Origin of the sequence: Streptomyces spectabilis (assembly GCF_008704795.1) — a bacterium.
Lineage (GTDB): Bacteria > Actinomycetota > Actinomycetes > Streptomycetales > Streptomycetaceae > Streptomyces > Streptomyces spectabilis.
This window is the reverse complement of sequence record NZ_CP023690.1, coordinates 1,154,941-1,176,184: the sequence shown is the minus strand read 5'-3', so window position 1 is coordinate 1,176,184 and position 21,244 is coordinate 1,154,941. Positions and strand designations below refer to the sequence as shown.

The following is a 21,244-nucleotide window of genomic DNA, read 5'->3' as shown; positions in this document are numbered from 1 at the left end:
CGCCCGGATACGGCGAGCCAGCGACCAGGGTGCAGTGCGGTACGCCCCACCCACCACAGCCGTTGCCCGGAAATCGCCGCCGCGCAGCGCGGGCGCCGCCCGTGGGCGGCGGAAATTCGGATGAACCCGGGCGCCGTCGTTGTTACCGTGATCGACATGGCACGAGGCATCTGGTCGCAGAAGGTCCGCTCCGCCCGCTGACGGCGGCGCCCTTCCTCTGCTGAATCCGCGCTCGCCGTCCCGGTTCCCGCCGGGCGGCCGCTCACCGCTGCCCGGCTCCCCTGCGAGCTGCGGAGCACCCTTGAACCCCACGCCCACCCCCGAAGCCATGTCCCTGCCCGTCGAGGCGGGCGGCAGCGCACACGTCCGCGCCGAGGACGTCACCGTCACCCGTGGATCCCGGCGCGTCCTGCACGACGTGTCGGTCACCGTCTCCGCCCGGTCGCGGACCGCCGTCGTCGGCGAGAACGGCCGGGGCAAGACGACGCTGCTGCACGTCCTCGCCGGGCTGATCGCACCCGACGAGGGCACCGTCCACCGGGCCGGCACCATTGGCCTGGCCCGCCAGGAACTGGCCGCACCCGACGGCACCACCGTGGGCACCCTGACGTCCCAGGCGCTCGCCGCCTCGCTCGCGGCCCTCGCCGCCCTGGACGCGGCGACCCTCGCCCTGACCGCGGGCGCCCCCGGCGCCGAGGACCGCTACGCCGCCGCGCTCGACGCCGCCACCCGGCTCGACGCCTGGGACGCCGAACGCCGGGTCGACGTCGCCCTGGAGGCCCTCGGCGCCTGCGCCGACCGGGAGCGGACCCTCGCGTCGCTTTCGGTCGGGCAGCGCTACCGGGTCCGCCTCGCCTGTCTGCTCGGCGCCCACCACGACGTCCTGCTGCTCGACGAGCCGACCAACCACCTCGACGCGGACGGCCTGGACTTCCTGACCCGCAGGCTGCGCGCGCACGACGGCGGCCTCGCCGTCGTCAGCCACGACCGGGCACTGCTGCGCGACGTCACCGACCGCTTCCTCGACCTCGACCCGACCCGCGACGGAAGGCCGCGCCTGTACGCGGGCGGCTACGACGCCTGGCAGGACGCCCGGCGCCGGGAACGCGAACGCTGGGAGCAGGACCACGAGGAGCAGCAGGCCGAGCACCGCCGCCTCAAGGACGCGGTGTCCAGGGCCCGCGACCGGCTCTCCACCGGCTGGCGGCCGGAGAAGGGGACCGGCAAGCACCAGCGCCAGTCCCGCGCACCGGGTGTCGTACAGGCCCTGAAGAGGCAGCAGGACGCCCTGGAGGCGCACCGGATCGACGTGCCGGAGCCACCGGCTGCGCTGCGCTGGCCCGACCCGGGCGTCCGGCCGGGCGCGCCGCAGCTGCGGGCGCACGGCGTCGCGGTCGAAGGCCGCCTCGCTGGACCGGTCGACCTCAGCCTCGACGGCGGCGACCGGCTGCTCGTCACCGGGCCGAACGGCGCCGGGAAGTCCACGCTGCTCGCGGTGCTCGGCGGCGCGCTCGCGCCCACGCAGGGCGCCGTGCGGACGGCGCGGGGCGCGCGGGTCGTCCGGGTCACTCAGGAGACCGCGGGGCAGGACCCCGCGCTCACCGCCCGAGAGGCGTACGCCCGCCACGTGGGGCGACTCGTGGCGGGCGGGACGCTGCGCGAGGCCGAGGCCGTGCCGCTCGGGGCGCTCGGCCTGCTGGACTCCGAGGCGCTGCGCACCCCGGTGGGGCGGATGTCGCAGGGGCAGCGGCGCCGACTCGACCTGGCGCTCGCGCTGGCCGGGCGGCCCGGCCTGATCCTGCTCGACGAGCCGACCAATCACCTGTCGTCGGTGCTGGTGGACGAGGTGACCGACGCCGTCCGGGGCACGAGCGCGGCCGTCGTCGTCGCCACGCACGACCGGCAGTTGCTGCGGGACCTCGCGGACTGGCCGCGCCTCGAGGTGGGGGAGGGCCGGGAATGACGGTGGCCGGGCCGGAACGGTGCGTACCGTTCCGGCCCGGCCACCGTCAGGGGGCCGTTCGGAGTGCGCGTCAGGCGGACGCGGGCTCCGGCGTCGCCTCGGCCGACGGGGCGGACTCGGCGGGCCGGGGGACCCGGTGCAGCCCCTTGCGGTCGTAGAGGCGGGTCATGCCGAAGCCGAAGAGCAGGGAGACCACCAGGGCGATGCCCATGGAGGCCCAGGCCCGGGTGAGGCCCGCGTCGCCCTGGGCGCCGAAGTACAGGAGGGAGCGCAGGCCCCCGGTCAGCTGGCGCAGCGGCTCGAACTCGGCGAGCGCGCGGAAGAACCCGGGCAGCGCCTCCAGCGGCACGGTGGCGCCGGAGGACGGGACGGCCATGGCGACGAAGACGATGGTGGAGAGCAGCATGCCGGGGGTGCCGAAGACGGCGAGCAGTGCCAGGGCGCTCAGTCCGACGACGGCGATGGTAGCCACGGAGTAGAGCCAGAGCAGGCCGAGGTGGGACGCGTCCATGCCGAGGACGCCGACCGTGGCGAGCTCGACGAGGGAGCCCATGACCACGGACAGGCCGAGCATCAGGGCCGAGTTGACGGCGAGGGTGCGCACCCGGCTGGTGCGGCGCAGGGGGTTGCGCTGGCGGAACGGGCCGAAGTCGGAGTGCAGATAGCCGAGCGCCGTGTCGACCTGGGAGTGGATCACGTTGGCGGCGAGCATGCCGGAGACGAGGAGGACCAGGGCGTAGTAGAAGGCGCTGAGGCCCATGGCGCTGTGCGTGTCCAGCGGGTGGCCGTCGGCGACCTGGACGGTCACGGGGTCGGTGAGCATCAGCTGGGCGGCGGGGGCGAGCGGCGCCTTCTGCTCGCTCGCGCGGCCGAGGAGCTCCTTGCCGAGCTGGGCGGAGGCGCCGTGGGCGGCCTTCTGCGTGGCCTGGCTCGCCATGGACGAGCCGAAGCTGCCTGCCGCCTGGTTGGTGAGCACCTTCAGGGTCGGCGCCGCGGGGTTCTTCGCCTGCGGGGCGCTGAGGCCGCTGACCGTGGCGGTGAAGTCCTGCGGCACGACGAGGGCGCCGTAGAGCTTGCCCTGGCCGAGGCGCTTGTCGGCCTCGGCCTGGCTGAGGACCTGCCAGTCGATGCTGTCGTTGTCCGCCGCGGCCTTCTTGATGCCGGAGACGACCTGGTCGCCGATGTTGACGTGCTTGTCACCCGTGCCCGCGCCGCGGTCGTTGTTGACCAGCGCGACGGGCAGGTCGCGCAGGTTGCCCTTGGGGTTCACGTTGCCGCCCACATAGAGCAGGGCGAACAAGGTGGAGACCACCGCGACGATGATGCCCGTGCCGATCCACAGCCGGGGGCTGCGGAGCGCGGACGAGGGCTGAGGGGAAGGCATGGACGCTCCAGTGCGATGACGCTACGTGACTAGATACTTGAGGTATCCAGTGCTAGATAGTGACAGTATCGAGTTGGTGGTGTCCAATTGCCGTGAGGGGCTGCCGGGACTTGCCGCGAAGGGCCGGGACGCGTCCCCCGTCGTCGAGGAAGCCGCGTGAAAATCTCCGAGCTCAGCCAGAGGACCGGCGTACCGGTCGCCAGCATCAAGTACTTCCGGCGCCAGGGGCTGCTGCCCGCGGGCCGCGCGACGGCCGCGACGCTCGCCGAGTACGGCGAGGAGCACGTCCAGCGGCTGCGCCTCATCAAGGCCCTGACGACACTCGGCGGCCTTTCCATCGCCGCCACCCGGGACGTCCTCGCGGCGGTCGACCAGGCCGACAGCACCGACGGCACCCTCAAAGCGATCAGCTACGCGCTGCCGGTGCCCGTCGCGCAGGCCCCGGCCGGTGACGAGGAGCGGGAGACGGAGGCCGAGGCGGCCGCCGAGGCCGACGCCGCCGACTTGATCGCGGCCATGGACTGGCAGGTCCCCGACGACTCTCCGCACGTCCACGGCCTGACCACGGTGTTGCGGGAGCTCAGGCGCCTCGACGCGAACTACCGCCTCGACCGCCTCGCCGCGTACGGAGAGCTGGCCCGGTCGATCGCCCGCCTCGACCTCGAACGCGCGGCGGACTTCGACGACTCGCCCGCCCTGGCCGAGCAGGCGGTGATCGTCCTCGCCCTCTCCGGGCCCGTACTCGAACTCCTGCGGCGCCTCGCGCAGGAGGACCAGGTGCGCCGTCGGATGGAGGCCAGGGAGTCCGCCGACTCGTGACCGCGGCGCCCGCGCGGCACGGGGTCCGTGGGCCCGGCACCGGGAAACGCGGTGGAGGCCCCCCGCTCCCGCTGGTTAAGGTCGCCGGATGACTACTCGTACCTTCCGCGTCACCGTGCGCGGTGTCTTCGACGGACTCACCTCCGACCAGCGGGCCGAACTCCTGGCCCGGGCCGCGGAGCACGACGTGCTGCGCGCCGCCTTCACCCCCGAGGGGCACCTCAGCTACGACGTCGCCGCGCGGCCCGCCTTCACCTTCCGCTTCCGGGCGGAGGGAGAGGAAGAGGAGGACATCCTGGAGGCGGCCGAACGTGCCGAAGAGGCGGCGAAGGCGTGGCTGGCGCAGCGCGGCTACGGCTACAAGAACCTCCGCTCCCAGGCCGAGGACCTCTCGCAGGCGCCCCTCGGCAAGCGGCAGCGCCGGGCCGCCGCCCAGCGGAGGGCCTGACCCGACCCCGATTCTTGACTGCTCAAGCTTTGCCTTAAGCTTGAGCAGTCAAGGAGGAAGCAATGACTGATGCGCTGGACGTGTCCCTGCGTCTCGTACGGGCCCAGACCGCCCTGGTGAAGCGGTTCGACGCGGCCTTGGGAGGGTTTCACGGGGTGAGCCTGGCGGACTTCACCATGCTCCTTCGGCTGGGACAGGCGCCCGGCGGCCGCATGCGCCGGGTGGATCTGGCGGCGGCCCTCGGCCTCACCGCGTCCGGGGTGACCCGGGGCCTCGCGCCACTGGAGCGGATCGGGCTCGTCACGCGCGAGGCGAACGCCCGCGACGCCCGCGTGGCGTACGCGGCGCTGACCGCCACCGGCCGCGAACGCCTGGCGGAGATGCTCGCCACGGCAAGGCGGGTCGCCGCCGACGTCTTCGAGCCTTCTTCGTGGGAGCGGCGGGAGATCGGAAGCCTGTCGGAGATGCTGACCCGCCTCGGCGGCACCGGCCTCGGCGACTTCGACCTCGACGGCCCGGGCGCTCCCACCGCGTAAGCGGGAGCCTCGGCGGTCTTCACCTGGGCCTGCACGGAGTGGGGCCCTGCTCGGGGCCACCGCCGGAGACGGCTTCCCCCTCCCCGTCGGCGACGGCGCGCGCCCGTGCGTGGCCGCTGCCGCGCCGTGCGGGACGGCCGAGTACGACGCCCGCGAGGACCAGGGCGAGACCGCACAGTTGCTGCGCGGTCAGCGCCTCCGCGGCGACCGCCGTGCCGAGCAGTACGCCCGTGAAGGGGTTGAGCAGTCCGATCAGGCCCACCGTCCCCGCGGGCAGCCGGCGCAGCCCCGCGAACCAGGCGACGAAGGCCAGGGCGGTGGCGACCAGGGCGACATAGCCGAACGCGAGGACCTGGGACGCGGAGAGCGCGCCGGGCGGGCCCTCGACTACGGCGGCGGCCGGGAGAAGGAAGAGGCCCCCGGCGGTGAGCTGCCAGGCGGTCGAGGCGAGCACGTCGGCGTCCGCGCTCCAGCGCTTGGCCAGGATGTAGCCGAAGGACGACGTCAGCATGGCGGCGGCCGAGGCGAGGACGCCCGGCACGCTCACGCCCCGCACTCCCGTCAGCAGCATGAGGCACACCCCGGCGAGGCCGACGAGCGCACCCGCCAGATGGGTGGCACGGGGGCGTTCGGACACCAGCAGCCAGGCGATCAGCATCATCGTCAGCGGGGACACCGCCATGACCGTGGAGGCCACGCTCGTCGGCAGGAGCTGCGAGGCGACGTAGACGAGGACGAAGAACACGCTCACGTTCAGCAGGCCGAGCACCGCGGACCGCCACCACCACGCGCCGCGCGGCCGCTGCCCGCGCACGGCCAGGAGCAGGAGCCCGGCGGGCAGCGCACGCAGTGCGGCTCCCGACAGCGGGCGGTCCGCGGGCAGGTACTCGTGCGTGACGAAGTAGTTGGTCCCCCAGGCCACCGGAGCGACCGCGGTCAGTGCCACCCATCGCGCATTAGCTTCCATGGAAGACAACATAGCTTCCTGGGAAGCTAATATGTGCCCATGGAAGACCCGCAGCCTTTGGACCGTGTGGCCCGCATCCAGGCCGACTGGCGCCGCGAGCGGCCCGACGTCGACGTCTCCCCGCAGGGGGTGATCGGCCGGCTGCACCGCCTGGCCGACCGGCTCACCGAGCAGCTCTGCCTCGTCTACGGGCACTACGGCCTGGGGGAGGGCGAGTTCGACGTGCTGTGCGCGCTGCGCCGCGCCGGAGCGCCGTACGAGCGGGCGCCCGGCGAACTGGCCGCGCACACCATGGTCACCACCGGCGCGATGACGAAGCGGATCGACCGCCTCGAGCGGGCCGGGCTCGTCACCCGCCGCCGCTCCGGCGACGACCAGCGCGGACGGATCGTCGCCCTCACCAAGGCCGGGCGCGAGCTGATCGACGAGGCGTTCACCGACCACATGGGCAACGAGCGCCGTCTGGTGAACCTCCTGACCCCTGCCGAAGCCGCCTCCCTCGAAGCGCTGTTGACGGCGTGGCTCTCCCGGATGGAACAGCCGCCCACGCGTGACGGTGAGTGAGCCGAGTCCCCGCCGACGCCGATGCGGGCGACCGTCGCCCGAAGGTGCAAGATCCTTCCGCCCTTCCGGCCTCCCGGATCCGTCGGCGGGTCGGGCGACCGGTGCCCGCGCCGCAGCCGTCCGTGGTCAGACCGGCGCGGAACGTGTGAAGTGGGTCACGGCGAGTGGGCGCGGAGCCCGAAGCGGGCACGAAACGGAGCCCGTGAGTGGCCGAACGGGCACGGGCGCGTCGCGGCGGTTCGCCCTCTGGGAGGCATGTGAGGCATGCCGCATATGCCAGAGTCATCTATCGCGGTCGCAAAATTACGCAGAGTAATGCCAGGTGGTGGCGGTGCTGAAGATTCGCGGCAGCATATTCCCCGGTGTCTTCGCGGCGCCGCGAATCACTCCCGGGCGTCGGTGGGGGAGTGTTGTTTTCGCTCCTGGTAGTCACAGAAAGAGAGGCTGGTACGGGCAGCTCTCTCGCGGATATGGTTGGTCCCGACATCAGAGTTCCCATGACGCATTCTTCTGACCTCGCGCGATCCGGCCGAGCATCCCGTCGAACTTCTTGCCGTGTCGCCTCACTGGATATCCGTACCGAGTCCGATGCTCACGCCGGAACATGTCAAAGAGGCGTCCGATCTCGGGGGTCGGCCGCGCACGTGGGGATCTTTTCAGGCACGTCATTCCGGCTGTCGCATGGAGCGATAGCCGAGCCTGGTGAACTCCCCTGGCAAAAGGCTCGTAAATATCACGGCTGTTAACTCCGATCGGCCTCTGGTGGGGTCGATGGGAGTTTTTGCCATGCCCCTTTCCCGAGCGTGCCCGTCGCGTCGGCGTGCCCTTTTCCTCCTCGCGGCCGTGACTCCACCGGCCGCTCCGCCGTCCTGGCCGACCGTCCGGCCGTGGCGTGAAGTGCTTGTCCGGCTGGACGGTGCCGCCCTCGGCCTGTAACGGCTCGTCGTGCGCCCCCTCATGATCAGTAGCCGCGCTGCACCGCCTGGACGTGCGGTTTCTTGGGCGCGTGGCCGCCGCAGGGCATGGGCGGGCCCGCTCGCGGCAGGGCTCCGCTCCCGTCGGCGGGGCGCGGGTGCCGGGGGGCGTCGCGGTCCCTGCCGCGGTCGCGCCGGTCGCCGCGGATCCGCTGGCAGCGGACGTTCCAGGACGGCGATGATTTAGGAGTTGGCGCAATAATGCGACCTCCGTGGCCGGAACGGGATGGCTTCCTGACGTGCGGGTGTCGGGCGTGTGGACTCGACGTGGCTTTTCCGGCCATACCTGATGCGCCTCGCTTTCTGCCTGATAGGGCAAGGCCTGCTGCGTGATGGGGCAGGCGCGGCACCCGGTCAACTCCTGTGTGTCCGTGGAGGGGCGAGCGGATTTCTGAAGTCGGCACGGTGAATTCCGCTAGTCCGTGCGGCGGCTGCCATTCCCGCGCGGGCGCGGCTCGTAAACGCACTGTAAGTTCGCTGTAAACGACTGCGTGCGCACGCCAGGCTGAAAATGGTCGGCGGTTGACATTTTTCTCGGCACTGGTTTTGACTTGCGCTCGTTGTCGCGGAGGATTGGCTGAGAAAGGCTCGACCCAATCCGGGCCAAGCAACCACGCGTTCAGTTCTCATGAACGACTCACGGGGGCGGAGACTGCCATGTGCGAATCGGCACGAGTGGACACCAGCGCTGTCGCCGTCATCGGCGCCGCGCCCGCGGCACCGATGCGGGCGGAGCGGGACCACGGCGTACTGACCGAGCTGACCGGTGTGCCGACGCCCGTGGACCGGGCGGCCGAACTGGAGTCGGCGTGGACGGCCTGTGAGGACGCGGGCATCGGCGCGGGCAGCCGCTCCGACATCGATGTCTTCCTCGCGACCGACGACGCGAGCGGGCACGAAGCGGACGGGCTCGGAGCGCACGGGCGCGCAGCGGTCGGGCACGAAGCGGACGCGCACGGCGCGGGCACGGGCGACGTGGACGGCGCCGGCGAGCCGGCGCGGCTGCTCGGCCTCCCGGTCCGGTCGAGCCGCACGGGGGACGCCCCGCTCGCCGAAGCCGTCGCCGCCATCCGGTCCGGTGCCTGCGACGTGGCGCTCGTCGGGGCCGAGGGCGCCTTCGCCGTGCTCGGGCGCGCGGACGACGCCCGGACCGCGGCCTTCGCCTACCGGCTCGGCACCGACGACGCGTGGCCCGGCTCGGTCCCCGCCCTGGTCGAGGCCGCGCTGCGCTCGGGGCGGCCCGGGCCCGGCCGTGCCGTGGAGGAGGGGCCCGCCGTCCCGCTCACCCTGACCGCGCACAGCCAGGACGCGCTGCGGGCACGCGCCGCCGACCTGCACGCACTGCTCTGCGCCGAACCGGACCTGCCGGTCGTCGACCTCGCCTACTCCCTCGCCACGACCCGGCGCCCGCTCGCCCGGCGCGCCGTACTGTCCGGCGGGGACCGCGCCAGGCTCGCCGACGAACTGCTCGCCCTCAGCGAGGGCCGCTCAGCGGTCCCGGCTCCGGCGTTAGGGGCCGCCGACCTCGCCGACGGCGCCGCCTTCGTGTTCCCCGGGCACGGGCCGCAGTGGCTGGGCATGGCCGACGAACTCCTCGCCGCGTCACCGGTGTTCGCCGAGAACCTGCACGCCTGCGCGGAAGCCCTCACGCCGTACGTGGACTGGCCCGTGCTGGACGTCCTGCGCGGCAGGACGGACACGCCCTCCCTCGACCGGCCCGACGTGGGGCAGCCCGCGCTCTGGGCGATGATGGTGTCCCTGTCCGCGCTGTGGCGGTCCTGGGGCGTCCGGCCCGGCGCCGTGATCGGCTCCAGCGCCGGTGAGATCCCGGCCGCGACGGTCGCGGGCGCGCTCTCCCTCGAAGACGGCGCACGCGCCATGGCCCTGTTCAGCCAGGCACAGGTGCACCTGCTCGAACGCGGTGTGATGCTGTCCGTCCTCGCCCACGCCGACGACGTACGCGAGCGCCTGACCCGCTACGACGGGCTCGACCTGGCCGCCGTGCACGCCCCCGGCTCGGTCCTGGTCTCCGGCGCCGAGGACGCGGCCACCGAACTCCTCGCCGACCTCGCCGCCGACGGCATCAGGGCCCGGAGCATCGCCATCCGCATCGCGGCGCACGGCCGACAGGTCGACTCCGTCCTCGACGGACTGCGCGCCGATCTCGCCCCGATCCGCCCCCGCCCGACGGACCTGCCGATCTACACGGCCACCACCGGCGGACGGGTCGACCCGCTCACCCTCACCGCGGACCACTGGTGCCGGGACCTGCGCGGCACCGCGGACTTCGAGAGCGCCACGCGCGCCGCCCTCGCCGCGGGACACCGCCTGCTCCTCGAACCGAGCCCGCACCCCGTCCTCACCAGGGCCGTGCAGGAGACCGCCGAGGACGCCGGGGTGGACGCCGCGGTCGTCGGCACGCTGCGCAAGGGGCGGGGCGGCGCCGACCAGATGGCCGCCGCCCTCGCCGAACTGCACGCGCACGGCGTACTCCCCGACTGGGAGGCGGTGTTCGCGGGCCGGGACGCCCGCGCCGTGCCGCTGCCCGCCTACCCCCTGCACACGACGGCCGCGGCCGACGCCGCCCCGCCCCTCGCCGAGCGGCTCGCGGCTGCCCCCGACCGCCAGGAACTCCTGCTCGGCCTGGTCCGCACCCAGTTGGCCGCCGTCGTCGGGGGCGTCGAGACCACCGCGGACATGGACGCGCCGCTGCTGGAACTCGGCCTCGACTCCGCAGGCGCGCTGACCCTGCGCAACCTGCTCAACGCGGCCACCGGCCTGAACCTGCCCGTGTCGGCGGTCTTCGACAACCCGACCTGCCGAGGCCTCGCCGAGCACATCGGCCGGGTCCTGCTCGGCACACCGGCCGAGGGCGACGAGCCGGTGGCCCTCGCGACCGCCGGGGACGACGAGCCGATCGCCGTCGTGGCCATGAGCTGCCGCCTTCCCGGCGGCGTGCGCAGCCCCGAGGACCTGTGGGCGCTGCTTTCCGAGGGCGGCGACGGCGTCACCCCCTTCCCTGCCGACCGCGGCTGGGACCTGGACGGGCGCTACGACGAGGACGCCGAGCGGGTCGGCGGCTACTACCAGCGCGAGGCCGGATTCCTGCACGACGCCCACCAGTTCGACCCGGAGTTCTTCGGCATATCGCCGCGCGAGGCGCTGGCGATGGACCCGCAGCAGCGGCTGCTCCTGGAGATCTCCTGGGAAGCGCTGGAGCGGGCCGGGATCGACCCGGCGAAGGTGCGGGGCAGCCGGACGGGCGTGTTCGTCGGCGCCATGACGATGGACTACGGCCCGCGGCTGCACGAAGCGCCCGCGGAGCTCGAGGGCTACCTCCTCACCGGCAACACCGCGAGCGTCGCGTCCGGCAGGCTCTCCTACACCTTCGGATTCGCGGGACCGGCCGTCACCCTCGACACGGCGTGCTCGTCGTCCCTCGCCGCCCTGCACGTGGCCGTGCAGTCGCTGCGGCGCGGCGAGTGCCCCCTCGCGCTCGCGGGCGGCGTCACGGTCATGCCGTCGCAGGGGATGTTCGTGGAGTTCAGCAGGCAGCGCGCGCTGGCCCCGGACGGGCGCTGCAAGGCGTTCTCCGCGAGCGCGGACGGCTTCGGCCTCGCCGAGGGCGCCACGATGGTGCTCCTGGAGCGGCTTTCCGACGCACGGCGCAACGGCCACCCCGTCCTCGCCCTGATCAAGGGCACCGCCATCAACCAGGACGGCGCGTCCAACGGCCTCACCGCCCCCAGCGGCCCCGCGCAGCGCCGGGTGATCCGGCAGGCGCTCGCCGACGCGGGCGTGTCGGCCGCCGACGTCGACGCCGTCGAGGCGCACGGCACCGGCACCCGCCTCGGCGACCCGATCGAGGCGGACGCGCTGCTCGCCACGTACGGCCAGGAGCACCCGGCGGAGCGGCCGCTGCTGCTCGGCTCGGTGAAGTCCAACATCGGTCACACCCAGGCGGCCTCCGGCATCGCGGGCCTGATCAAGATGGTCCTCGCGCTGCGCCACGGCGAACTGCCCAGGAGCCTGCACATCACCGAGCCCACGCCGCACGTCGACTGGTCGTCCGGCGCGGTGTCGCTGGTCACCGAGACGACGCCGTGGCCGCAGGTCGCACGCCCCCGGCGCGCCGCCGTGTCCTCGTTCGGCATCAGCGGCACCAACGCCCACGCCGTCCTGGAGCAGGCGCCCGACGACGCCCCGGCCGCCCCGGGGACCCCGGCGGAGCCGCCCTCGACGGCGCGGCCCGTACCGCTCGTGCTCTCCGCGCGCACGGAGGACGCCCTGCGCGCGCATGCCGCCCAACTCGCCGTCGCAACCGAGCGGTTGGGGATGGGCGACGTGGCGGACACCCTGCTGTCCCGGGCGGTGTTCGAGCACCGGGCCGTGGTGGTGGGCGGCGGCGCCGACGCGCTGACGGCGGTGGCCCACGGCACCGAGTCCGCCCGCGTGGCGATCGGCGTCGCACGGCCCGCGGGCAAGGTGGCGTTCGTGTTCCCCGGCCAGGGCTCGCAGTGGCTGGGCATGGGGGCGGCGCTCGCGGAGTCGTCGCCGGTCTTCCGCGCCTCGCTCGACGCGTGCGCCGAGGCCCTCGCCCCGCACGTGGACTGGTCGCTGCACGACGTCCTGAACGACGCTGCCGCCCTGGAGCGCGTGGACGTCGTACAGCCCGCGCTGTGGGCGGTGATGGTGTCCCTCGCGGCGCTGTGGCGTGCGTACGGCGTGGAACCGGACGCGGTCGTCGGGCACAGCCAGGGCGAGATCGCCGCCGCGCACGTCGCGGGCGCGCTGTCCCTCGCCGACGCCGCCAAGGTGGTGGCGCTGCGCAGCCAGGCGATCCTGGCCCTTTCGGGCCGGGGCGGCATGGTGTCCCTCGCGGTGACGGCCGACGAGGCGCGCGAGCGCGTCGCGCGGTGGGACGGACGGATGTCCGTCGCCGCGGTCAACGGCCCCCGCTCGGTCGTGGTGGCGGGCGACGCGGACGCCCTCGACGAGCTGATGGAGGCGTGCGCCGCCGACGAGGTGCGGGCCCGTCGCGTCCCCGTCGACTACGCCTCGCACTCGTCGCACGTCGAGCGGATCGAGGAGGAACTGGCGGGCCTGCTGGCCGGACTCGAACCCGTGCCCGCACGCGTGCCGATGCTGTCCACGGTCACCGGGGAGTGGCTGACCGGGACCGAGGTGGGCGCCGACTACTGGTACCAGAACCTGCGCAACACCGTCCGCTTCGAGGAAGGCACCCACGGCCTGCTCGACCGCGGCGTCGGAGTGTTCGTCGAGTGCAGCCCGCACCCCGTGCTCACCTTCGGCGTGCGCGAGACCCTGGAGGCGGCCGACACCGACTCCGTCGTCGTGGGCACGCTGCGCCGCACCGACGGCGACCTCGACCGGTTCCTGCTGTCCGCCGCCGAGGCGTACGTGGAGGGCCTGCCCTTCGACTGGCGCGCCACCGTGCCCGCCGGGCGGCGCGTGGACCTGCCCACCTACCCGTTCCGGCGCAGGCGGTTCTGGCTGGAGGAGACGGCCCGTACGACGGCGGACGGCGACCCCGCCTTCGCCGAGTTCTGGGCCGCGGTGGAGCGGGGCGACCTCGCCGCGACCCTCGACGTGCCCGCCGACGCGCCGCTGACCGACGTCCTGCCCTCCCTCGCCGACTGGCGCCGCCGCAGCCAGGAGCGGTCCACCGCCGAAGCGTGGCGCCACAAGATCACCTGGCGCCCGCTCGGCACCGACGGCACGCCCGCCCTCACCGGCACCTGGCTCGTGGTCGGCCCGCTCTCCGCGGTGGAACACCCCTGGCACGCGGCGGCCGTCGAGTCTTTGCGCGCCCACGGCGCCGACGTCCTGGAGGTCGACGGCTCGCCGGAGTCGCTGCGCGCCGTCGACGTCGTCCCCGCCGGCGTGCTGTCGCTCCTCGCCCTCGACGAACGGCCCGACCCGGCGTCGCCCGTGGTCCCGGGCGGACTGTCCGGCACGCTCGCCCTGGTGCGGGCGCTCGGCGACGCCGGGATCGGCGCGCCGCTGTGGCTGGCCACGACGGGCGCGGTGTCCGTCGGCCGGTCCGACCCGCTGACCCACCCGGCACAGAGCCAGGTGTGGGGCCTCGGCCTCGCCGTCGGCCTGGAGCACCCGGACCGCTGGGGCGGCCTCGTCGACCTGCCCGTGGCCCCCGACGCCAGGACCGCGACGCGGCTCGCCGCCGTCCTGGCAGGGCGGACGGACGAGGACCAGCTGGTGATCCGGGCCTCCGGCGTGTCGGTACGACGCCTCACCCCCGCCCCCGCGCCCGCCGCGGCACCCGCCTGGCGGGCCGCGGGCACCGTACTGATCACCGGCGGCACCGGTGCCATCGGCGGCCACGTCGCCCGCTGGCTGGCGGGCAACGGCGCCGAGCACCTCGTCCTGACCAGCCGCCGCGGCGCGGACGCGCCCGGCGCGCGCGAGCTGGAGGCCGAGCTGACCGCGCTCGGCGTCCGGACCACCGTCGCCGCCTGCGACGCCGCGGACCGCGGCGCCCTGGCCGACCTGTTCGCCCGGCTCGACGCCGACGGCACCCCGGTCCGCTCGGTCTTCCACGCGGCGGGCACCGTCCCGTCCCTGCCCCTCGCCGACACGGACACCGAGGACCTCGCGTACGCCCTCGCGGCGAAGGCCGCGGGCGCCGTGCACCTCGACGAGCTGTGCGCCGGGCGCGACCTCGACGCGTTCGTCCTGTTCTCCTCCGGCTCCGCCGTCTGGGGCAGCGGCGAACTGGGCGCGTACGGAGCGGCCAACGCCTTCCTCGACGGCCTCGCGCAGCGCCGCGCCGCCGAAGGCCTGCCCGCCACCTCGGTCTCCTGGGGCATGTGGGCGGGCGGCGGCATGGTCACCGGCGACCTCGACGACCAGCTGCGCCGCAGGGGCATGCGCCCCATGCGGCCGGAGCTCGCCGTCGGCGCGCTCGCCACCGCCCTCACGGCGGGCGAGACGACCCTGACGGTCGCGGACGTCGACTGGGCCCGCTTCGCCCCCGGCTTCACCGCGGCCCGCTCGCGCCCGCTCATCAGCGAGATCCCCGACGTCGTCGCACTGGCGGCGCGGGACGCGGCGGAGCAGCCCGCCGCGGGCGGGGCCCTCGCCGACCGCCTCTCCGGGCTCACCGACGCCGACAGGGACCGGCTCCTGCTCGACCTGGTCCGCGACCACGCGGCAGCCGTCCTCGGCCACGACGGCGCCGGCACCGTCACCCCGGACCGGGCGTTCCGCGAGCTCGGCTTCGACTCCCTCACCGCCATCGAGCTGCGCAAGCGCCTCAACACGGCCACCGGCGTACGACTGCCCACGACCGTCGTGTTCGACCACCCGACACCGGCGGCCCTCGCCCACCACCTGCACTCCGTGGTGCTCGGCGAGCGGGCGACCGCCGCGACGGCCGGGACCGCGGCCCGCGACACGGACGAGCCGATCGCGGTGGTGGCCATGAGCTGCCGCTTCCCCGGCGGCGTCGGCGGACCCGAGGACCTGTGGTCGCTCGTCCTGTCCGGGCGCGACGCCATCGGTCCCTTCCCGGACGACCGGGGCTGGGACACCGACCGGCTGTACCCGGCCGACGCGGAGGCCCAGGGCCGCAGCCGCACTCTGGAAGGCGCCTTCGTCCACGACGCGGGCGGCTTCGACGCGGGCTTCTTCGGCATCGCCCCGCGCGAGGCCCTCGCCATGGACCCCCAGCAGCGGCAGGTGCTCGAACTGGCCTGGGAGGCCTTCGAGCGGGCGGGCATCGACCCGTCCTCGGTACGCGACAGCCTCACCGGCGTGTTCGTCGGCGCCTCGCCCCAGAGCTACGCGGGCACCCTGGAGCAGGCGACGCCCGAGATGGACGGCTACCGCCTCACCGGCGACGCGCTGAGCGTCGTCTCCGGCCGGATCGCCTACGCCCTCGGCCTGCGCGGCCCCGCCGTCACCGTGGACACCGCGTGCTCCTCGTCCCTCGTCGCCCTGCACCTCGCGGTGCAGGCCCTGCGGTCGGGCGAGTGCTCGATGGCCCTGGCGGGCGGCGCCGCGATCATGGTGACGCCGACGGCCTTCGCCGAGTTCAGCCTCCAGGGCGGCCTCGCCCCCGACGGCCGGTGCAAGCCGTTCGCCGACGCCGCCGACGGCGTCGGCTGGGGCGAGGGCGCGGGCCTCGTCCTCCTCGAACGGCTCTCCGACGCCCGGGCCAACGGCCACGAGGTGCTCGCCGTCGTCCGGGGCTCCGCGACCAACCAGGACGGCGCGTCGAACGGCCTCTCCGCGCCGAACGGGCCCGCGCAGCAGCGCGTCATCCGCGCGGCGCTCGCCAACGCGGGCCTGTCGACGGCGGACGTGGACGCCATCGAGGGCCACGGCACCGGCACCCGCCTCGGCGACCCCATCGAGGCGCAGGCCCTCCTCGCCACCTACGGCCAGGACCGCCCCGCCGACCGGCCGCTGCTGCTCGGCGCGCTGAAGTCGAACATCGGCCACACCCAGGCGGCGTCGGGCATCGCGGGCGTCATCAAGATGGTGCAGGCGCTGCGGCACGGCGTGCTGCCGCGCACCCTGCACCTCGACCGCCCGTCCCAGCACGTCGACTGGACCACCGGCGCCGTGGAACTCCTCGCCGAGCAGCGGCCCTGGCCGGACTCCGGCAGGCCGAGGCGGGCCGCGGTCTCCGCGTTCGGCGTGAGCGGCACCAACGGACACGTCATCCTCGAACAGGCCGAGCCCGTCACCCCGGCCCCGGCGGACGAGCCCGACGGCCGGACGCTCGCGTGGGCACTGTCCGCCCGCGACACCGCCGCGCTGCGCGAGCAGGCCGCCCGCCTCGCGGCCGCCGTGGACGAGCAGCCCGGCCTCTCACCGGTCGACGTCGCCGCGACGCTCGCGGTCGGCCGGGCCGCGCTCGACCGGCGCGCCGTCGTGCTCGGCTGCGACCTGTCCGAACTGCGGGCCGGTGTCGAAGCCCTGGCCGACGGCGCCGACCACCCCGCGGTGACGCGGGGCGCCCCCGACGGCGGCAGGCTCGCCGTGCTCTTCTCCGGCCAGGGCTCCCAGCGCATCGGCATGGGCCGCGGCCTGTACGCGGCGCACCCCGTGTTCGCCGACGCGCTCGACGAGGTGTTCGCCCACCTCGACCCGCTGCTCGCCCTGCCGCTGCGCGACGTCGTCTTCGGCGAAGACCAGGCCCTCCTCGACCGCACCGAGTACGCCCAGCCCGCGCTGTTCGCCGTCGAGGTCGCCCTGTACCGGCTGTGGACGTCCTGGGGCCTGCGGCCCGACGCGCTCGCCGGGCACTCGATCGGCGAACTGGCCGCCGCGCACGTCGCGGGCGTGTTCTCGCTGGCCGACGCCTGCGCGGTCGTCGCCGCGCGCGGCGCGCTCATGCAGGCCCTTCCCGCCGGTGGCGTCATGGTCGCCGTGCAGGCCACCGAGGACGAGATCACCTCCGAGTGCTCCGAGCACGTCGGCATCGCCGCCATCAACGGCCCGAACGCCCTTGTCCTGTCCGGCAGCGAACTGGAGGTGGCGGCCCTCGCCGACCGCCTCAAGGCGCAGGGCCGCAAGGTGACCGGCCTCCGGGTCAGCCACGCGTTCCACTCGCCGCTGATGGAGCCGATGCGCGACGACTTCCGCCGCGTCCTTCAGAGCGTGTCGTTCGCGGCGCCCGCGATCCCGATCGTGTCCACGCTCACCGGCGCGCCGGTCGACGCCGAGGAACTGACGTCGCCCGACTACTGGGTGCGGCACGTGCGCAGGCCCGTGCGGTTCGCCGACGCCGTCACCGCACTCGCCGCGCAGGGCGCCACGACGATGGTGGAGTTCGGGCCCGGCGGCGTACTCGCCACCATGGGCCAGGACAGCGCCCCCGACGCCGTGTTCGTACCCACGCTGCGCTCGGACCGGGCCGAACCGGACGCGCTGACCCTCGCCGCCGCACGGCTCCACGTCCGCGGCGCGCGGTTCGACCTGGCCGCCGCCACCGGCGGCCGGGGCCACCGCGTCGACCTGCCCACCTACGCCTTCCAGCACGACCGGTACTGGCTCACCGCCGCCGTCGCGCCCGCGGGCGACGGAGCGACCACGGCCCTCGGCGTCGCCACCGGCGACCACGCGCTGCTGCGTGCCGCGGTCGCCCTTCCCGACTCCGACGGCGTCGTGTTCACCGGCAGGCTGTCCACGCGGACCCAGCCGTGGCTCGCCGACCACGGGGTCGGCGGCCGGGTGCTGTTCCCCGGCACCGGCTTCCTCGACCTCGCCCTGCACGCCGCGCGCCACTGCGGCCTCGACACCGTCGAGGAACTGACCCTGCACGCCCCGCTCGTCCTGCCCGAGCGCGGCGGCCTCGCCCTGCGGGTCGCCGTCGGCGCGGAGACCGACGGCGGCCGGAGCATCCGGGTGCACGCACGCGCCGAGGACGCGGAGCGGGACGAGCCGTGGACCGAGCACGCGTCCGGCACGCTCACGACGGGCGACGCTCCGGCGACCGACGCACCGGCGACCGACCTCACGGCCTGGCCGCCGGAGGGCGCGACGCCCATGGACGTCGACGACGTCTACGACCGCCTCACCGAACTCGGCTACGGCTACGGGCCCGTGTTCCGCGCCCTGCGCGCGGCCTGGCGCCTCGGCCGCGACGTGTACGTCGAGGTGGCCCTGGAGGACGCGAGCGGCGCCGAGGGCTTCAGCGTGCACCCCGCCCTGCTCGACGCGGCGCTGCACGCGCCCGTGCTGCGCGCCCTCGACGAGACCGGCAGCGGCCCCCGGCTGCCGTTCGGCTTCACCGGCGTACGGCTGCACGCCGTCGGCACCTCGACGCTGCGGGTGCGCTGGTCGCCCACGGGCCAGGACGAGATGTCGCTGGCCGTCGCGGACCCGGCCGGCAGGCCGGTCGCGACCGTCGAGTCCCTCGTGATGCGGCCCGCGGAGCTCCGCAAGGTCGCGTCCCGGACCGCGGACGCCCTGCTCGCACTGGAGTGGGTCCCCGTCGAAGGGACCGGCGACAGGCGGGCCGAGCCCGCCGTCCTCGGCACGGACGACCTCGGCCTCGACGCCCCGGCCGTGTCCGGCTTCGGCGCCCTCGACGGCGTGACCGACCTGCTCGCCCCCTGCCCCCGCCCCGTGGGCACGGACGGCGCGGCCGTGCGCGAGACGGTGTCCTGGGCCCTGGCCCTGGCCCAGGACTGGCTCGCCGACGAGCGCACCGCGCACGCCCGCCTGGTGTTCGTGACCCGCGGCGCCGTCGACACCGAAGCGCCCGACCCGGCGCAGGCCGCCGTGTGGGGCCTGGTGCGCTCGGCGGAGACCGAGAACCCCGGCCGGTTCGCGCTCATCGATCTCGCCGACGACCGCGACCCCGACCCGGACTCCGACGCCCCGGACGCCGACGACACCGCCCGCGCCGTGCGCGCCGCGCTGGCCTCCGGCGAACCCCAATCGGTCGTACGGGCGGGCCGGGTGAGCGCGCCCAGGCTCGCCCGCGCCACCGCCGACACCCCGCTCAGCCCGCCCGCCGACGGCCCGTGGCGTCTCGACGCCGAGGCCCGCGGCTCCCTGGACGACCTCGCCCTGGTGCCGCACCCCGACGCCGCCGCGCCCCTCGCGCCCGGCCAGGTCCGCGTCGCCGTCCGCGCGACGGGCCTGAACCTCCACGACGTACGGTCCGGTGCCGAACCCGGCAGCGACGTCGCGGGCGTGGTGACCGAGGTCGGCGCGCAGGTGACCGACCTGGCGGTGGGCGACCGCGTGCTCGGCCTGGCCGCCAAGGGCCGCGGACCGCTCGCCGTCACCGACCGCGAGCTGCTCGCCCCGATGCCCGTCGGCTGGTCCTTCGCGCGCGCCGCGGCCGTGCCCCACGCCTTCGTCACCGCCTACTACGCCCTGCGCGACCTGGCACGGCTGAGCCGGGGCCAGTCCGTCCTCGTCCACGCACCGACCGGTGACGTCGGCGCGGCGGCCGTCCAACTCGCGCGGCACTGGGGCGCGGAGGCGCACACGACCGGGACCGGCGGCCGGGACGCGGACGTGGTGCTCGACGCCGCGTACGCCGGGAAGCGGCCGGACCCCGACCGCTTCCAGGAGATCCTGACCGAGGTACTGGCACTGTTCGACGCCGGTGCCCTGAACCCCCTGCCCGTGCGCGCCTGGGACGTACGCCGCGCACCCGAGGCGTTCCGCCACCTCGAACAGGCCGCGCACGCGGGCGAGACGGCCGTCCTGACCGTGCCCGCCCCGCTCGACCCGGACCGCACGGTCCTGGTCACCGGCGGCCTCGGCACGCTCGGCGCCCTGGTGGCCCGGCACCTGGTCACCGACCGGGGCGTCAAACACCTCGTCCTCGCGGGACGCAAGGGACTGGCGACCGACGGCGCGCCCGAACTCCGCGACGAACTCGCCGCCCTTGGCGCCGACGTGTCCGTGGCGGCCTGCGACGTGGCCGACCGCGACGCCGTGGCGGCACTCCTCGCCGCCCTCGACCGGCCCCTCGGCGCGGTCGTGCACACCGCGGGCGTCGTCGACGACGGCGTACTGGAGTCACTGACGCCCGAGCGGATCCACCGCGTGTTCGCCCCGAAGGTCGAAGGACTGCTGCACCTGGACGAACTGACCAGGGACGCCGACCTGTCCGCCTTCGTCGTGTTCTCCTCGGCCGCCGGGATCCTCGGCAGCGCGGGCCAGGCGAGCTACGCGGCCGCCAACACGGCGCTCGACGCGCTCGTGCGCCGCCGCCACGCCCTCGGCCTGCCCGGCGTCTCCCTGGCGTGGGGCATGTGGGCCGCCGCCAGCGGCATGACGGCGGGGCTCGACGGGGGCGACCGGGCCAGGCTCGGCCGCTCCGGCATCCTCGAACTGCCCACCGAGGACGCGCTCGCGCTGTTCGACGCCGGGACGCGGGACGACCGCGCCGTCCTCGTGCCGGTCCTCCTCGACACCGCGACGCTGCGCGCACAGGCGGCGGACGGCACCCTGCCCCCGATGCTGCGCGGCCTGGTCCGCGCCCCCGCACGCCGCGTCACGGCGGTGCCCGCCGCCGCGACCGCGACGCTCGCCGACACCCTCGCGGGCAAGTCCGCGGCGGAGCGCGAACAGACCGTGCTCGACCTCGTGTGCGCCCAGGTCGCGGCGGTGCTCGGCCACTCCGCCGACACCCACATCGATCCCGGCCGCGGCCTCCAGGACCTCGGGTTCGACTCGCTGACCTCGGTGGAGCTGCGCAACCGGCTCACCGCGGCCACCGGCCTGCGGCTGCCCTCGACGCTCGTCTTCGACCACCGATCGGCCGCCGCGATCACCCGGCACGTCCTCACCTTGCTGCCGCGCACCGAACCCGAGCCGGAGTCCGGTGTGCTCGACCAGCTCGACCAGCTGGAGAGTTCCCTGCTCGCCCTGACCGACGACGGCACCGCCACGAAGGTCGACCTGCGGCTGCGCGCCCTGCTCGCCAGGTGGAGCGACGCCCGGGCCGCGGACACCGACGAGGACGTCGAGTCCGACGTCGCCTCCGCCACCGACGACGAACTCTTCGGCTACCTCGACAACGAACTCGAGACCTCGTGACCAGGCCGGACCGCGCAGAGCCCGCCCGCACCGCT

Annotated in this window: 8 protein-coding genes; 6 read left to right on the top strand and 2 right to left on the bottom strand. The window is 74.9% G+C overall.

All coding sequences use genetic code 11. The features are described 5' to 3' along the window. Nucleotides 1-301: 301 nt before the first annotated feature. Nucleotides 302-1,963 carry an ABC-F family ATP-binding cassette domain-containing protein gene (locus tag CP982_RS04510; RefSeq protein ID WP_150509281.1) on the top strand — a complete coding sequence of 554 codons (1,662 nt, stop codon included), beginning with the start codon at nt 302-304 and terminating at the stop codon, nt 1,961-1,963. A gap of 70 nt (nt 1,964-2,033) precedes the next feature. Here CP982_RS04510 and CP982_RS04505 read toward each other — a convergent pair whose 3' ends face one another. Then, nucleotides 2,034-3,347, bottom strand: a complete 1,314-nt coding sequence (locus CP982_RS04505) for a YhgE/Pip domain-containing protein (RefSeq protein WP_150509280.1) — start codon at nt 3,345-3,347, stop codon at nt 2,034-2,036. 156 nt (nt 3,348-3,503) lie between these two features. On the opposite strand from CP982_RS04505, the gene CP982_RS04500 reads away from it, so the two are divergent. The 3 genes from CP982_RS04500 to CP982_RS04490 all read left to right on the top strand — a co-directional run bounded on the left by CP982_RS04500 (nt 3,504) and on the right by CP982_RS04490 (nt 5,150). Then, the gene (locus CP982_RS04500) at nt 3,504-4,166 is read left to right on the top strand and encodes a MerR family transcriptional regulator (protein WP_150509279.1); all 663 of its coding nucleotides are present in this window, start codon (nt 3,504-3,506) and stop codon (nt 4,164-4,166) included. An 88-nt stretch (nt 4,167-4,254) separates the two neighbouring features. After that, nucleotides 4,255-4,614 carry a DUF6204 family protein gene (locus CP982_RS04495; protein WP_150509278.1) on the top strand — a complete coding sequence of 120 codons (360 nt, stop codon included), beginning with the start codon at nt 4,255-4,257 and terminating at the stop codon, nt 4,612-4,614. 62 nt (nt 4,615-4,676) lie between these two features. Beyond that, a complete protein-coding gene (locus tag CP982_RS04490; protein ID WP_150509277.1) occupies nt 4,677-5,150 on the top strand; it encodes a MarR family winged helix-turn-helix transcriptional regulator in 474 nt (157 codons plus the stop codon). Between the two features lie 19 nt (nt 5,151-5,169). On the opposite strand, the gene CP982_RS04485 is transcribed toward CP982_RS04490, so the two are convergent. Beyond that, complete coding sequence (locus CP982_RS04485) at nt 5,170-6,117, bottom strand: DMT family transporter (protein WP_150509276.1); 948 nt, start codon at nt 6,115-6,117, stop codon at nt 5,170-5,172. Nucleotides 6,118-6,156: 39 nt separating this feature from the next. On the opposite strand from CP982_RS04485, the gene CP982_RS04480 reads away from it, so the two are divergent. Further along, nucleotides 6,157-6,681, top strand: a complete 525-nt coding sequence (locus tag CP982_RS04480) for a MarR family winged helix-turn-helix transcriptional regulator (protein WP_150509275.1) — start codon at nt 6,157-6,159, stop codon at nt 6,679-6,681. Nucleotides 6,682-8,330: 1,649 nt separating this feature from the next. Further along, the gene (locus tag CP982_RS42085; protein ID WP_212669178.1) at nt 8,331-21,209 is read left to right on the top strand and encodes a type I polyketide synthase; all 12,879 of its coding nucleotides are present in this window, start codon (nt 8,331-8,333) and stop codon (nt 21,207-21,209) included. The last annotated feature ends 35 nt before the right edge of the window (nt 21,210-21,244 follow it).